This is a genomic window from Nocardioides kongjuensis, assembly GCF_013409625.1.
Classification (GTDB): Bacteria; Actinomycetota; Actinomycetes; order Propionibacteriales; family Nocardioidaceae; genus Nocardioides; species Nocardioides kongjuensis.
In genome coordinates, this window is the sequence record NZ_JACCBF010000001.1 from 2,953,051 (window position 1) to 2,966,554 (window position 13,504).

Annotated in this window: 18 protein-coding genes; all 18 read right to left on the bottom strand. The window is 69.3% G+C overall.

Annotated features, from left to right (window positions below):
- Positions 1 to 28: 28 nt before the first annotated feature.
- On the bottom strand, positions 29 to 403 hold the full coding sequence (gene rpsM, locus BJ958_RS14100; protein ID WP_036547929.1) for a 30S ribosomal protein S13: 375 nt from the start codon (positions 401 to 403) through the stop codon (positions 29 to 31).
- A gap of 175 nt (positions 404 to 578) precedes the next feature.
- The gene (gene rpmJ / locus BJ958_RS14105; RefSeq protein WP_004008316.1) at positions 579 to 692 is read right to left on the bottom strand and encodes a 50S ribosomal protein L36; all 114 of its coding nucleotides are present in this window, start codon (positions 690 to 692) and stop codon (positions 579 to 581) included.
- 42 nt (positions 693 to 734) lie between these two features.
- Positions 735 to 956 (bottom strand): translation initiation factor IF-1, encoded by a 222-nt coding sequence (gene infA / locus BJ958_RS14110; RefSeq protein ID WP_028656368.1) that lies wholly within the window; start codon positions 954 to 956, stop codon positions 735 to 737.
- A gap of 188 nt (positions 957 to 1,144) precedes the next feature.
- The gene (locus BJ958_RS14115) at positions 1,145 to 2,191 is read right to left on the bottom strand and encodes an LLM class flavin-dependent oxidoreductase (protein ID WP_179727407.1); all 1,047 of its coding nucleotides are present in this window, start codon (positions 2,189 to 2,191) and stop codon (positions 1,145 to 1,147) included.
- 65 nt (positions 2,192 to 2,256) lie between these two features.
- On the bottom strand, positions 2,257 to 4,692 hold the full coding sequence (locus BJ958_RS29065; protein WP_179727408.1) for an FHA domain-containing protein: 2,436 nt from the start codon (positions 4,690 to 4,692) through the stop codon (positions 2,257 to 2,259).
- A gap of 39 nt (positions 4,693 to 4,731) precedes the next feature.
- Entirely contained in the window at positions 4,732 to 5,781 is a 1,050-nt protein-coding gene (locus BJ958_RS14125; RefSeq protein ID WP_179727409.1) for a TerC family protein, read from the bottom strand.
- Between the two features lie 204 nt (positions 5,782 to 5,985).
- A complete protein-coding gene (locus BJ958_RS14130) occupies positions 5,986 to 7,116 on the bottom strand; it encodes an isochorismate synthase (protein WP_179727410.1) in 1,131 nt (376 codons plus the stop codon).
- A gap of 10 nt (positions 7,117 to 7,126) precedes the next feature.
- Positions 7,127 to 7,969: a type I methionyl aminopeptidase gene (gene map / locus BJ958_RS14135; RefSeq protein ID WP_273520892.1), complete on the bottom strand. Its 843-nt coding sequence runs from the start codon at positions 7,967 to 7,969 to the stop codon at positions 7,127 to 7,129.
- A gap of 9 nt (positions 7,970 to 7,978) precedes the next feature.
- Positions 7,979 to 8,554, bottom strand: a complete 576-nt coding sequence (locus BJ958_RS14140; protein WP_179727411.1) for an adenylate kinase — start codon at positions 8,552 to 8,554, stop codon at positions 7,979 to 7,981.
- Positions 8,551 to 9,864: a preprotein translocase subunit SecY gene (secY, locus tag BJ958_RS14145; protein ID WP_179727412.1), complete on the bottom strand. Its 1,314-nt coding sequence runs from the start codon at positions 9,862 to 9,864 to the stop codon at positions 8,551 to 8,553. The genes BJ958_RS14140 and secY overlap by 4 nt, the downstream gene beginning before the upstream one ends.
- Before the next feature lie 160 nt (positions 9,865 to 10,024).
- Entirely contained in the window at positions 10,025 to 10,465 is a 441-nt protein-coding gene (rplO, locus tag BJ958_RS14150; protein WP_179727413.1) for a 50S ribosomal protein L15, read from the bottom strand.
- A gap of 2 nt (positions 10,466 to 10,467) precedes the next feature.
- On the bottom strand, positions 10,468 to 10,656 hold the full coding sequence (gene rpmD, locus BJ958_RS14155; RefSeq protein ID WP_179727414.1) for a 50S ribosomal protein L30: 189 nt from the start codon (positions 10,654 to 10,656) through the stop codon (positions 10,468 to 10,470).
- Positions 10,656 to 11,300 carry a 30S ribosomal protein S5 gene (gene rpsE / locus BJ958_RS14160; RefSeq protein WP_179727415.1) on the bottom strand — a complete coding sequence of 215 codons (645 nt, stop codon included), beginning with the start codon at positions 11,298 to 11,300 and terminating at the stop codon, positions 10,656 to 10,658. The genes rpmD and rpsE overlap by 1 nt, the downstream gene beginning before the upstream one ends.
- Positions 11,301 to 11,325: 25 nt before the next feature.
- Positions 11,326 to 11,709 (bottom strand): 50S ribosomal protein L18, encoded by a 384-nt coding sequence (gene rplR, locus BJ958_RS14165; protein ID WP_179727416.1) that lies wholly within the window; start codon positions 11,707 to 11,709, stop codon positions 11,326 to 11,328.
- Between the two features lie 2 nt (positions 11,710 to 11,711).
- Complete coding sequence (gene rplF, locus BJ958_RS14170; protein WP_179727417.1) at positions 11,712 to 12,251, bottom strand: 50S ribosomal protein L6; 540 nt, start codon at positions 12,249 to 12,251, stop codon at positions 11,712 to 11,714.
- Between the two features lie 22 nt (positions 12,252 to 12,273).
- Entirely contained in the window at positions 12,274 to 12,678 is a 405-nt protein-coding gene (rpsH, locus tag BJ958_RS14175; RefSeq protein WP_179727418.1) for a 30S ribosomal protein S8, read from the bottom strand.
- A gap of 68 nt (positions 12,679 to 12,746) precedes the next feature.
- Positions 12,747 to 12,932: a type Z 30S ribosomal protein S14 gene (locus BJ958_RS14180; RefSeq protein ID WP_011757321.1), complete on the bottom strand. Its 186-nt coding sequence runs from the start codon at positions 12,930 to 12,932 to the stop codon at positions 12,747 to 12,749.
- A 1-nt stretch (position 12,933) separates the two neighbouring features.
- Positions 12,934 to 13,503, bottom strand: coding sequence for a 50S ribosomal protein L5 (rplE, locus tag BJ958_RS14185; RefSeq protein ID WP_179727419.1), 570 nt, complete (start codon positions 13,501 to 13,503; stop codon positions 12,934 to 12,936).
- Between the last annotated feature and the right edge of the window lies 1 nt (position 13,504).

The following is a 13,504-nucleotide window of genomic DNA, read 5'->3' on the forward strand; positions in this document are numbered from 1 at the left end:
TCGAGCCTGTGCCGAAGCAGGGCTCAGATCACTTGGCCTTCTTCTTGCCGGCAACCGTGCGCTTCGGGCCCTTGCGGGTACGAGCGTTGGTCTTGGTGCGCTGACCGCGGACCGGAAGGCCCATGCGGTGACGGCGACCCTGGTAGCTGCCGATCTCGATCTTGCGGCGGATGTCGGCCTGAACCTCGCGACGGAGGTCACCCTCGATCTTGAAGTTCGCCTCGATCTCGTCGCGGAGCTTGACCAGCTCCTCGTCACCCAGCTCGTGGACGCGGAGGTCGGGGCTGACGCCGGTGGCCTCCAGCAGCTGCTGGGCGCGGGTACGGCCGATGCCGTAGATGTAGGTGAGTGCGACCTCGATGCGCTTGTCACGCGGCAGGTCGACTCCGACGAGGCGAGCCATGATGGCTTCCTTTCAAACGGTTGCGGTGGTGTGGTCGTGATGCGTCCGGGCTGTCCTGCTCTGTTGCGCCCAGCTCCGGCCATCCGCGCCGGAGGTGGTTCGCCGTCGTGCGACGGCTAAGCGATCACGTGGTTGTCGTGTTCAGTTGTCTGCCCCGAGGGACAGGCGCCGGGACTCAGCCCTGGCGCTGCTTGTGGCGCGGGTTCTCGCAGATCACCATGACGCGGCCGTGGCGACGGATCACCTTGCACTTGTCACAGATCGGCTTCACGCTCGGGTTGACCTTCATGTCAGCCCTTTCTTGCTAGTGGCGGAACAGGTGAGCGGTGGCTCACTTGTAGCGGTAGACGATCCGGCCGCGCGACAGGTCGTACGGCGAGAGCTCCACCACCACGCGGTCCTCGGGGAGGATCCGGATGTAGTGCTGGCGCATCTTGCCGCTGATGTGAGCCAGGACCTTGTGGCCGTTGCTCAGCTCGACGCGGAACATGGCGTTCGGAAGGGCCTCCACGACGGAGCCCTCCATCTCGATGACGCCTTCTTTCTTCGCCATGTCTCACAATCTGCTCGGGGATGTTGTGTCTACCGGTGGCCCGGGAACCTCTCGACCGCCCGCAGGCGACCGAGTGGACCTCGTGGGTCGTGCACCACACACGGAACCCACGTTGGACCGACACGCCAGTCTATGTGCTGGCGTCAACGAACTCCCAATCCCCGAGGCCGGCGGCACCGGTCGACGGGTCACCCGGCCAGGAGCTCCAGGCTGCGCACCCGGGCGGGAGCGGTCCGCGGGTCGGTGCCGCGGAAGGCGCCGCCGACCGGGTTCACCATCACCTCGTCGACGCCGTACGACGTCGCGAGGTCGGCCAGCTCGGCCCGGGCACCGGCGGCGTCGCCGATCACCCAGCGTCGCCGCATCGCCTCGACCAGGCTCTCGTGGGCCTCGGGCAGGCCCGCCTCGACGATGGTCTCGGCGTCCTCGACGCTGCGCTGGGCGACCAGCGGCTGCCCGGTGCGCAGCGCGAGCATCTGCAGCAGCTGCGGCAGGGCCAGGCGCTGGGCCTCCTGCGCGGTGTCGGCGACCGAGGCGTTGACGGTGAGGAAGGTGCGCGGCTCGGCCAGCTCCGGGGACGGCTGGAAGGTCGAGCGGTAGAGCTCGAGCGCCTCGGCGGTGCCGGAGCCGGAGAAGTGGTGGGCGAAGACGTAGGGCATGCCCTTGGCCGCGGCCAGGCGCGCGGAGTAGTCCGAGGAGCCGAGCAGCCAGATCTGGGGAACGGACTGCGCGGCCGGCGTGGCCTTGAGGACGTGCTGGGACCCGCGCAGCGCCAGTCCGACGCCGGCCGGCTCCATCATCGCGAGCACGTTGTCGACGTACTCCGGGAAGTGGGTGACCGCCTCGTCGCTGACGCCGCCGGCGCCGTGGCGCAGCGCCCAGCTGGTCACCGGGTCGGCGCCGGGCGCGCGCCCGATGCCGAGGTCGATCCGGCCCGGGAACGCGGCCTCGAGCAGCGCGAACTGCTCGGCGACCACCAGCGGCGCGTGGTTGGGCAGCATCACTCCCCCGGACCCGACCCGGATCCGCTCGGTCGCCGACGCCACGAGGCCGATGACCACGGGCGGGTTGGTCGCCGCGACGGCCGGCATGTTGTGGTGCTCGGCGAGCCAGTAGCGGCGGTAGCCGAGCCGGTCGGCCGCACGGGCCAGGTCCAGGGTCGCCGCGAGGGCGTCGCCGGTGGTCTGGTCGCTGCGGACGGGGACGAGGTCGAGGACGGAGAGCGCGAGAGACATCACCCAGCACAAGCCTCCGCCCCCGCGACACATTCCCTCGCAAGGGTTCTCGTCGGGCCCAGCGCTCAGTCGTCGGAGGTCGCGCTCCTGCGGACGAGCAGCAGTCCCACCCCGAACGCGCCCGCCCCGAGCAGGCAGAGCAGGAACAGGTCCATCAGGTAGTGCCCGGCACCGCTCTGGGCGATCCAGTCGGCGCGGTCGGTCCCCTCGAACCGGTCGACGAGCTGGATCGCGGAGGCCGAGGCGGCATACCCCCACCGCGACGGCGAGAGCCAGGCGATCTGCTCGAGCAGGACGCGGCCGGCGATCTCGAAGAGGGCGCCGGAGAGCACCAGCTGGAGCATGACCAGGCCGACGAGCGCGGGCATGGTCTGCTCAGTGCTGGTGACCAGGGCGGACAGCGCGAGGCCGATGACCACCATCACCGCGGACAGGACGGCGATCGCGATCGCGACCCGGAAGGTGCCGGCGGTGCCGTCGGCGCCCGGCAGGCCGACGGTGGCCAGGAACGTGACGACCAGGCCCTGGACGAACGCGGCGGTGCCGAGGACGAGCACCTTGCTGGTGAAGTAGATGCCGGGCGAGAGGCCCACGGCGTACTCCCGCTTGAAGATCGGCCGCTCCCCCACCAGCTCCCTGATGGCCAGCGCGGTGCCCATCAGGCAGGCCGCGACGATCAGGACCGTCAGCCGTTGCTGTGCCTCGCCGACCTTGCCGCCGGCCTCGAGGATCGAGATGCCGTCGTGGCCCGGGACGACCCGGCTCAGTCCACCGAGGATGAGCGGGAGCAGCACGAGCATGCCGAGCAGCAGCCGGTCGGCGAGCACCACGGCCAGGTTGCGCTTGACCAGGGTGGCCAGCTGGCGCGAGACGGACTGGCGCGGCGGAGCGGGCACGGCGCCGCCGTACGACTGCTGCGGCATCGCCGAGGTGTCGACGGCGTGCTGCGGCACGGGGATGCGCTGCCACAGGTCGGCGTCGTCGAGCAGGTCGAAGACCTCGGGGTAGTTGGTCTTGCCGAAGTGGGTGAGCACGCCGTCCGGCGGCCCGAAGTAGGCGATCCGGCCGCCCGGGGCGAGCACGAGCACGTTGTCGCACACGTCGAGCGCGAGCACCGAGTGCGTCACGACCATGACCACGCGGCCGTCGTCGGCGAGGCTGCGCAGCTGGCGCATCACCTCGAGGTCCAGGCCCGGGTCCAGGCCCGAGGTCGGCTCGTCGAGGAAGAGCAGCGGCGGTGCGGTGAGCAGCTCGGTGGCGATGGAGACGCGCTTGCGCTGGCCGCCGGAGAGCTGGGTGCCGATCCGGTTGTCCAGGCGCTCGGTGAGCTGCATCTGCTGCGCGACCGTCTGCACGCGGTGGTCCCACTCCTGCGCCGTGGTGTCGGGCGGCAGCCGGAGCTGGGCCGCGAAGCGCAGGCCCTGCCGGACCTTCAGCTGCGGGTGCAGGATGTCCTGCTGCGGCACCAGGCCGATCTGGAAGCGCAGCTGGTCGTAGTGCTGGTAGAGGTCGTGGCCCTGCCAGATCACCCGGCCGTGGCTGGCCGGCTTGAGGCCGGTGAGCGCGCCGAGCAGCGTCGACTTCCCGGCCCCCGAGGGGCCGATGACAGCGGTCAGGCTGCGCGGCTCGAGCTTGAACGAGATGTTCTCGATCAGCCGCTTGCCACCGGCCACCACCTGGGTCAGCCCGTCGGCGTACAGCGTGAACTCGTGGGCCGTCGCCGAGGCAATCAGCTGGTGGCCGTCCCAGCGGAAGGTCTGGTTGCCGAAGATGACCTCGGAGCCGAGGGCCAGCGCGACGGCGCCCTGCACCCGCTGACCGTTGACGAACGTGCCGTTGAACGAGCCGAGGTCGTGCAGCACCGCCGGCGACGTCGGCGTCGCCGGGTCGAGCCGGGCGTGGTGCCGGCTGACCAGCGGGTCGGCCAGCACGACGTCGTTGCCCTGCTCACGCCCGATCGTCAGCGACCGGCCGGTCTGGAGCTGTTGCGGGAGGACGACGGAGTGGCCGTGCGGCAGCTGCCCGGGAGGCAGCACGCCGGCCGGTCGCCACGCGTCGACCGGTCCCCCGCTGGCCGGCACCTGCGGCGGCGGCAGGTTCTTCCAGAACTCCCCCGCCGGAGCAGGCGCCGAGGCCTGGACCGGGGTCGGCTCCGCGACGGGCAGCGGGCGCGAGGCGGGCGCCGGAGGCGGTGGCGGCGGGGCCACCGCGGACGCCAGCACGCTGACGACGACCGGCTCACCGGTCGGGCTCCCGAGGTGGAGGCTGACCGGAGCACCGGTCAGCGGCAGCCGGGTGATCTTCTGGCCGGACACGTAGGTGCCGTTGCTGCTCGCGTCGACCGCGACCCACCGGCCGTCCTCGACCTGCAGGAACGCGTGGTGCCGCGAGGCCTTGGCGTCGGTGACCGGGATGTCGCAGTCCAGCTCGCGCCCGACGACGACACGGGGCCCGTCGAAGGTCCGCGTCTGCCCGGCCCACTGCACCTGGAGTCGATCCACGACCGACACCCTAGGTGAACAAGCGGGCCGGGCGGGCGGTCACCGCCAGTCGGGGCCGGTGGTGTCGTCGACGTCGGCCTGGTCGCGCTGCGCCACGGCGTGGTCGGGGACGTGGTCGTCGCCGCCGCGCGAGGACTTCCACAGGCTCGCCACGGCCGTGACGACCAGGGTCACGATGATCACGCCGAGGCTGAACAGCGACGGGATGTCCCACACGGCCACGTGCTCGCCGCCGTTGATGAACGGCAGCTCGTTCTCGTGCAGGGCGTGCAGGACCAGCTTGACGCCGATGAAGGCGAGGATGAAGGCCAGGCCGAGCGAGAGGTAGACCAGCTTCTGCAGCAAGCCGCCGAGCAGGAAGTACAGCTGGCGCAGGCCCATCAGGGCGAACACGTTGGCCGTGAAGACGAGGTACGGCTCCTGGGTGATGCCGAAGATCGCCGGGATCGAGTCGAGCGCGAACAGGATGTCGGTGACACCGAGCGCGATGATCACGATGAGCATCGGCGAGACGAGGCGCTCGCCGTTCTCATGGTACCAGAGCTTGAGGCCGTGCCAGCTGTCGCCGACCCGCATCCGGCGCCGGGTGAAGGCGACGATCGCGTTGTCCTCGGGGTGCTCGTCCTCGTGGGCGCCGTACGACTTGACCAGCTTGATCGCGGTGTAGACCAGGAAGGCGCCGAAGGCGTAGAAGATCCAGCTGAAGTTCTCGATCAGCGCGTAGCCGAGGGCGATGAAGATGCCGCGGAACACCAGCGCGAGGACGATGCCGACGAGCAGCGCCTCCTGCTGGTACTTGCGGGGCACCTTGAGCGCCGACATCAAGATGATGAAGACGAACAGGTTGTCGATCGAGAGCGAGTACTCGGTCAGCCAGCCGGTGTAGAACTGGATGCCGTAGTCGTGCCCGTGGTGGACCAGGATGAAGGCACCGAAGGCCACCGCCGCACCGACGTAGACGGCGAGCGCGATGGCGCACTCCTTCATCGTCGGCTCGTGCGGGTCACGTGCGATGACGAAGACGTCGAAGAGCAGGACTCCGACGGTCACCGCGAAGGTGATCGTCCATTCGAGGGTGGTCACGTCCATAGGGGTGTCCCTTCAGGGGGCGGATGCGTCGACAGATCGCCCGAGGTCTCTTCCGCTGCCGACAGTGACGCCGTCGTGCAGCCTACGGGACCGGAGCGGGCGACTTCGACCGCTCGTGATGACGAGCCCGCAGCGAAGGAGTACTCCCCCCTGGTGCCGGAATCCTCGCACGCCCGACGGAGGCGGGTCCAATCAGGACGGGGATCAGGGCAGGCCGGTGACCCGAGCCATCGTGGCCAGCTTGGCACCGGTCTCACGGACCTCGGAGGCCGGGTCGGACCCGGCGACGATGCCGGCGCCGGCGAACAGCCTCAGCCGCGGGCCGTCCATGACGGCGGCCCGGATGGTCACCGCGAACTCCCCGTCGCCGTGCCGGTCGACCCAGCCCACACACCCCGCGAACCAGTCGCGCAGGTCGCCCTCGAGGTCGGCGATGACCGCGTTCGCCGCCGCGGTGGGCACCCCGCCCACGGCCGGGGTCGGGTGGAGCAGCTGGGCCAGCCGTAGCGCGCTCGGCCCGTCGACCGGGTCGGCGAGGCGGGCGTGGATCGGCGTGGCGAGGTGCCACACGGTGTCGGTCGAGAGGAGCTCCGGGGTGGCGGGGTACTCGATCTCGACGCACACGTCCTTGAGCGCGTGCACGATCGCCTCGACGACGAACGCGTGCTCGGCGAGGTCCTTGGCCGACTGCTGCAGGTCAGCGGCGCGCCGGGCGTCCTCGGCGGGGTCGCTGGAGCGCGGCACCGAGCCGGCCAGCGGGGTGCACGAGATGACAGCGCCCTCGCGGCGCACGAGCAGCTCGGGGCTGGCGCCGACCAGGATCGGGCCCTCCCCCTCGGTCGGGCACTCGAGCGGCACGCTGAACACGTACCGACCCGGGCGCGTGGTCAGCAGCCGGTCGATGATCTCGGCGGGCACCAGCGGCGGGGTGCTCACCACGTCCAGGCACCGGCCGAGCACGACCTTGTGCAGGTCGCCGCTCTCGATCCTCTCGAGCGCGGCGGCCACCATCGCGGCGTACTCGTCGGGCGTCGGGAACTCCGTCACCTCGTAGGTCCGCTCGACGCTGGAGTCGGAGTCAGGGCGCTGCAGCGCGTGCTCGGCGCCGGTCACGAAGTGCGCGAGGCCCGGTGCTCCGGCAGCGAACGACAGCGCGCACAGCGCCCGCTCCCCCGGCTGGAGCTCCGCGACGACCTGGTCGGCCCACACCGGGTCGGCGCCGTCGGGCACCTCGGAGCTACGCCGCACCGAGCTCGCGACGTACGCCTCCTCGCCGGAGGCGAACAGCATCGGCCTGGCCGCGAGAGCCGCTGGAGTGATCGGGTCCCGCGCCATGGCGTTCAGACTAGTCCTCGCCGCCATACGGGACGCCGAGAGCCTCCAGGCGGGCCCGGCCACCGTCCTCGGCGGTCAGCACCCACACACCGTTCTCGGTGAGGGCGAAGGTGTGCTCGTAGTGGGCGGCCCAGCTGCCGTCGGTGGTGACGACCGTCCAGTCGTCGGCGGCGACGTCGCTGTCGTGGGTGCCGAGACTGATCATCGGCTCGACGGCGAGCGCGGTGCCCTGCCGCAGCCGGGGGCCGCGTCCGGCTCGTCCCTCGTTGGGGACGTCGGGCTCCATGTGCATGGCCGTGCCGATGCCGTGGCCGGTGTAGCCGTCGACGATGCCGTAGTCGCCCTGGCTGCGGACGTACGACGCGACGGCGTGCGAGATGTCGCCGACCCGGCCACCGGCGCGGGCGGCGGCCAGGCCGCGCCACAGGGACTCCTCGGTGACGCGCATCAGCTCGGCCACCTCGTCGCGCACGGTGCCGACGGCGACCGTGATCGCCGCGTCGCCGTGCCAGCCCTGCCCGGAGTCGTCGAAGACGATCGCACCGCAGTCGATGGAGATGGCGTCGCCCTCGGCCAGCACGCGGCTGCCGGGGATGCCGTGCACGACCTCGTCGTTGACGGAGGCGCAGATGCTGGCGGGGAACGGCGGCTCGCCGTACCCGAGGAACGACGGGACGGCGCCCTGCTCGCGGATGCTCTGCTCGGCGAGCGCGTCGAGCTCGGCCGTGGTGACGCCGGGACGGACGGCGTCACGCAGACGTGCGAGCGTGCGGCCGACCACGAGGCCGGCCGCACGCATCACGCGTACCTGCTCCGGCGTCTTGATCTCGATCCGGTGCTGGTCGAAGAACAAGAGATACCGTCAGGACTGCGGGATGTCGTCGAGCGCGTCGAAGATGCGCTGCTGGACGTCGTCGATCTCGCCCATGCCGTCGACGGAGACGACCAGACCGCGCTCGGCGTAGACCGCGATGAGCGGCTCGGTCTCCTCGGCGTAGACCTCGAGGCGACGGCGGATGACGTCCTCGGTGTCGTCGGCGCGGCCCTCGATCTCGGCCCGCTTGAGCAGGCGGCCGACGACGGCCTCCTGGTCGACGGTCAGGCACAGCACGGCGTCGAGCCGGTGGCCGGTCGCGTCGATCATGCTGTCGAGCTCGGTGACCTGCGCCAGGGTGCGCGGGTAGCCGTCGAGGAGGAAGCCCTTCTCCGCGTCCGGCTCGGCGATCCGGTCACGCACCATGTTGTTGGTGACCTCGTCGGGCACGTACTCGCCGGCGTCCATGTAGCGCTTCGCCTCGACGCCCAGCGGGGTGCCCTGCCCGACGTTCGCGCGGAAGATGTCGCCCGTGGAGATGGCCGGGACGCCGAAGTGGTCGGCGACGGCCTTCGCCTGGGTGCCCTTGCCGGCGCCCGGCGGGCCCATGATCAGAAGCCTCAACGCAGGAATCCTTCGTAGTTGCGCTGCTGGAGCTGGCTCTCGATCTGCTTCACCGTGTCCAGTGCGACGCCGACCATGATCAGGATGGACGTGCCACCGAACGGGAAGTTCTGGTTGGCGTTGATCAGCACGAACGCGATCAGCGGTACGAGCGAGATCAGACCCAGGTAGAGAGCGCCCGGCAGCGTGATGCGGGACAGGACGTAGGACAGGTAGTCCTGGGTCGGCTTGCCCGCCCGGATCCCGGGGATGAAGCCGCCGTACTTCTTCATGTTGTCGGCCACCTCTTGCGGGTTGAAGGTGATCGACACGTAGAAGTAGGTGAAGAAGATGATCAGCAGGAAGTACGCCGCCATGTGCACCGGGTGCCCCTGGTCGACGAGGTACTCGTTGACCCACCGGATGAACTTGTTGGGGTTCTCCTGGTTGAACTGGACCGCCATCGCCGGCAGGTAGAGCAGCGACGAGGCGAAGATGACCGGGATGATGCCGGCCTGGTTGACCTTGAGCGGGATGTACGTCGAGCTGCCGCCGAACATCTTGCGCCCGACCATCCGGCGGGCGTACTGCACCGGGATGCGGCGCTGCGCCTGCTCGATGAAGATGACCGCGGCCACGAGCACGAGACCGATGACCACGACGATGCCGAAGGTCCACCAGCCCTGGCTGATCTTGACCTGCCACAGGGCGATCGGGAAGGTCGCGACGACCTGGGTGAAGATCAGGATCGACATGCCGTTGCCCACGCCGCGCTCGGTGATCAGCTCACCGAGCCACATGATGACGGCCGTGCCGGCGGTCATGGTCACGACCATGACGAGGAAGGTCTTGGTGTCGTTGCTGTGCAGCAACGGGTACTGCGTGCTGTCACAGCCCTGCAGCAGGTTGCCGGTGCGCGCGAGCGCGACGATGCCGGTGGCCTGCAGGACCGCGAGGCCCAGGGTGAGGTAGCGCGTGTACTGGGTGATCTTGGTCTGCCCCGCCTGGCCCTCCTTCTTGAGGGCCTCGAGCCGCGGGATCACCACGACGAGCAGCTGCAGGATGATGCTCGCGGTGATGTACGGCATGATGCCGAGCGCGAAGATCGTCAGCTGGAGGAGTGCTCCGCCGGAGAACAGGTTGACCAGGCTGTAGAGACTGGCGTTGCTGCCTTCCTCGACCACCTTGATGCACTTCTCCACGTTGGAGACGTGCACGCCAGGTGCCGGGATCTGCGACCCGGCCCTGAAGATGACGATGATCATCAGGACGAACAGCAGCTTGCGCCGCAGGTCCGGGGTCCGGAAGGCGTTCACGAACGCGGTGAGCACGCGGGTCCTCTTCTCTCATCGCAGGCCTTGTGGCCAGCGGGAAGCCTAACAGGGGGCACACAGTCCCCAGCGGGGTACGCCGGGCAGACCGTGGAGATGACACGAGGGGCGCGACGAGACCCGGGCAACACCCGGGACCGACGCGCCCCTCGCAGCGCCATCACAGGACCGTGATGGTCCCGCCGGCGCCCTCGATCTTCTCCTTGGCCGACGCCGAGAACGCGTTCGCGCTCACCGACACCTTGACCGTCAGCTCACCCTGGCCGAGCACCTTGACGAGCTCGCCCTTGCGGACGGCGCCCTTGGCGACCAGCGTCTCCGGGGTGACGTCGCCACCCTCGGGGAACAGCGCGCTGATCCGGTCGAGGTTGACGACCTGGAAGGTCACCTTGAAGGGGTTCTTGAAGCCCTTGAGCTTCGGGAGCCGCATGTGCAGCGGCATCTGGCCACCCTCGAACGCGACCGGGACCTGGTAGCGGGCCTTGGTGCCCTTCGTACCACGACCGGCGGTCTTGCCCTTGGAGCCCTCACCGCGACCCACGCGGGTCTTGGCGGTCTTCGCACCCGGCGCGGGGCGCAGGTGGTGCAGCTTGAGCGTCATTGTCACTCGCCTCCGACGACCTCGACCGTCACCAGGTGACGGACGGTGTGGACCATGCCCCGGATCTCGGGACGGTCCTCCTTGATCACGACGTCGCCGATCCGCTTGAGACCGAGGCTGCGCAGCGTCTCACGCTGGTTGGCCTTGGCGCCGATCTTCGACTTGGTCTGCTGGACCTTCAGCTGTGCCATCAGACGGACACCGCCTCAGGTGCCGAGGCCTTGGCGGCGGCCGCAGCGGCCTCGCCCTCGGCCTTGGCCTTGAGCAGCGCCGCCGGGGCGACGTGCTCGACGGGCAGACCACGACGCGCGGCCACCGACTCGGGCTGCTCCAGCATCTGGAGCGCCGCGACGGTCGCGTGCACGATGTTGATCTGGTTGGACGAGCCCAGCGACTTGCTGAGCACGTCGTGGATGCCGGCGCACTCGAGAACCGCACGCACCGGGCCACCCGCGATCACACCGGTACCGGGAGCGGCCGGGCGCAGGAACACCACGCCGGCGGCCTTCTCGCCCTGGACCGGGTGCGGGATCGTGCCCTGGACGCGGGGGACGCGGAAGAAGTTCTTCTTCGCCTCCTCGACGCCCTTGGCGATCGCCGCGGGAACTTCCTTGGCCTTGCCGTAGCCGACGCCGACCAGACCGTCGCCGTCACCCACGATCACGAGGGCGGTGAAGCTGAAGCGACGACCACCCTTCACGACCTTGGCGACGCGGTTGATCGCGACGACGCGCTCGACGTACTGGCTCTTCTCGGCGCCGCCACGGCCGCCGTCGCGACCGCCACGGCCACCACGGTCGCCGCCCGAACGCTGTCCGCGCTGGGGTCCGCTCATGATTTCTCCTCAGTCCTGTTCGCGGTCAGAAGGTCAGGCCGCCCTCGCGGGCGCCATCAGCCAGGGCCGCGATGCGACCGTGATACTTGTTGCCCGACCGGTCGAAGACGACCGACTCGACGCCCTGCTCCTTGGCGCGGGCGGCAACGAGCTCGCCGACCTTCTTCGCCTTGGCCGTCTTGTCGCCGTCGAAGGCGCGCAGGTCGCCCTCGAGCGTCGAGGCAGACACGAGGGTCTTGCCGACCAGGTCGTCGACGACCTGCGCGGTGATGTGCTTGCTCGATCGGGTGACCACCAGGCGCGGACGCTCGGCGGTACCGGAGATCTTCTTGCGACCGCGGATCTGGCGGCGCAGCTTGGAGCTGGCGCGAGCCGAGAGGTTCCGCTGGTGCTTGAGGGTGATCGCCATGGTCACTTACCAGCCTTTCCGACCTTGCGACGGACGTGTTCGCCGGCGTACCGGACGCCCTTGCCCTTGTAGGGCTCGGGCTTGCGGAGCTTGCGGATGTTGGCGGCGACCTCGCCGACCAGCTGCTTGTCGATGCCGACGACGCCGAGCTTGGTCGGGCCGTCCACCGTGAAGGTGATGCCCTCGGGAGCGTCGAAGATGATCGGGTGCGAGTAGCCGAGCTGGAACTCCAGCTGGGTCGGGCCCTTGGCCAGGACGCGGTAACCGACGCCCACGATCTCGAGCTTCTTCTCGTAGCCCTCGGTCACACCGATGACCATGTTGTTGATGAGCGTGCGGCTCAGGCCGTGGTAGGCCTTCGAGAGCCGCTCGTCGTCGGGGCGCTTGACGTCGAGGACGCCCTCGCCCTTCTCCACGGTGATCGGAGCGACGACGGTGTGGCTCAGGGTGCCCTTCGGGCCCTTGACCGTGACGTCGGAGCCGTTGATCTGGACGTCGACCCCAGCCGGGACCGGGACGGGGAGCTTGCCGATGCGCGACATGTTCTTCTCTCTCCTTCCCTTGTCACCAGACGTAGGCGAGGACTTCCCCACCCACGCCCTTCTGGTTGGCCTGGCGGTCGGTCAGCAGACCCTGGCTGGTCGAGATGATCGCCACGCCCAGGCCGCCGAGAACCTTCGGCAGACCGGTGTGCTTGGCGTACACCCGCAGACCGGGCTTGCTGATGCGGCGCACACCGGCGAGCGAGCGCTCACGGTTGCGGCCGTACTTGAGGGTCACGGTCAGCAGCTTGCCGACGCCGTTCTCGTTGTCGGCGACCGCGTAGGAGGTGATGTAGCCCTCCTGCTTGAGGATCTCCGCGACGCCTTCCTTGAGCTTGCTGTACGGCATGGTCACCGCGTCGTGGTACGCCTGGTTGGCGTTGCGCAGACGCGTGAGCATGTCTGCGATCGGGTCAGTCATCGTCATGATGTGTGTTCTTTCTGCTGTGGTTTCCACTCAGCAACTCAGGCGAGTGGACCTTCAACGGTTGGGTGTTACCAGCTCGACTTGGTGACGCCGGGCAGCTCGCCGCGGTGGGCCATCTCCCGCAGGCAGATCCGGCACAGGCCGAACTTGCGGTAGACCGCCTTGGGCCGGCCGCACCGCTGGCAGCGGGTGTAGCCGCGCACCGCGAACTTGGGCTTGCGGGCCGCCTTGACCTTGAGCGCAGTCTTCGCCATGTCAGTTCTCCTTGAACGGGAAACCGAGCTGCTTCAGCAGCGCGCGCCCCTGCTCGTCGTTGGTCGCCGTGGTGACGATGGTGATGTCCATGCCCCGCTGGCGGTCGACCTTGTCCTGGTCGATCTCGTGGAACATGACCTGCTCGGTCAGGCCGAACGTGTAGTTGCCGCGGCCGTCGAACTGCTTGGGCGACAGACCACGGAAGTCACGGATGCGCGGGAGGGCGAGCGCCAGCAGGCGGTCGAGGAACTCCCACATCCGGTCGCCCCGCAGGGTGACGTGCGTGCCGATCGGCATGCCCTCGCGCAGCTTGAACTGGGCGATGGACTTGCGCGCCTTGGTCACGGCCGGCTTCTGGCCGGTGATCGCGGTGAGGTCGCGGATGGCGCCCTCGATCAGCTTCGAGTCGCGAGCAGCCTCGCCGACACCCATGTTGACCACGATCTTCACCAGACCGGGGACCTGCATGACGTTGGCGATCTCGAACTCGGACTTGAGCGCCGGGAGGATCTCCTCGCGGTACTTGGTCTTGAGCCGAGGGGTGACCTTCTCGATGGTGGTCTCGCTCATC

Coding starts and splice junctions, on each gene's coding strand:
- rplF (WP_179727417.1), bottom strand. CDS start 12,251: ATGTCGCGCATCGGCAAGCTCCCCGTCCCGGTCCCGGCTGGGGTCGAC.
- rpmJ (WP_004008316.1), bottom strand. CDS start 692: ATGAAGGTCAACCCGAGCGTGAAGCCGATCTGTGACAAGTGCAAGGTG.
- BJ958_RS14125 (WP_179727409.1), bottom strand. CDS start 5,781: ATGGACGTGACCACCCTCGAATGGACGATCACCTTCGCGGTGACCGTC.
- rpmD (WP_179727414.1), bottom strand. CDS start 10,656: ATGGCACAGCTGAAGGTCCAGCAGACCAAGTCGAAGATCGGCGCCAAG.
- rplR (WP_179727416.1), bottom strand. CDS start 11,709: ATGGCGATCACCCTCAAGCACCAGCGGAACCTCTCGGCTCGCGCCAGC.
- BJ958_RS14130 (WP_179727410.1), bottom strand. CDS start 7,116: ATGGCGCGGGACCCGATCACTCCAGCGGCTCTCGCGGCCAGGCCGATG.
- rpsH (WP_179727418.1), bottom strand. CDS start 12,678: ATGACGATGACTGACCCGATCGCAGACATGCTCACGCGTCTGCGCAAC.
- rplE (WP_179727419.1), bottom strand. CDS start 13,503: ATGAGCGAGACCACCATCGAGAAGGTCACCCCTCGGCTCAAGACCAAG.
- rplO (WP_179727413.1), bottom strand. CDS start 10,465: ATGACGCTCAAGCTGCACCACCTGCGCCCCGCGCCGGGTGCGAAGACC.
- BJ958_RS14180 (WP_011757321.1), bottom strand. CDS start 12,932: ATGGCGAAGACTGCGCTCAAGGTCAAGGCGGCCCGCAAGCCCAAGTTC.
- rpsM (WP_036547929.1), bottom strand. CDS start 403: ATGGCTCGCCTCGTCGGAGTCGACCTGCCGCGTGACAAGCGCATCGAG.
- BJ958_RS14115 (WP_179727407.1), bottom strand. CDS start 2,191: ATGTCTCTCGCGCTCTCCGTCCTCGACCTCGTCCCCGTCCGCAGCGAC.
- rpsE (WP_179727415.1), bottom strand. CDS start 11,300: ATGAGCGGACCCCAGCGCGGACAGCGTTCGGGCGGCGACCGTGGTGGC.
- infA (WP_028656368.1), bottom strand. CDS start 956: ATGGCGAAGAAAGAAGGCGTCATCGAGATGGAGGGCTCCGTCGTGGAG.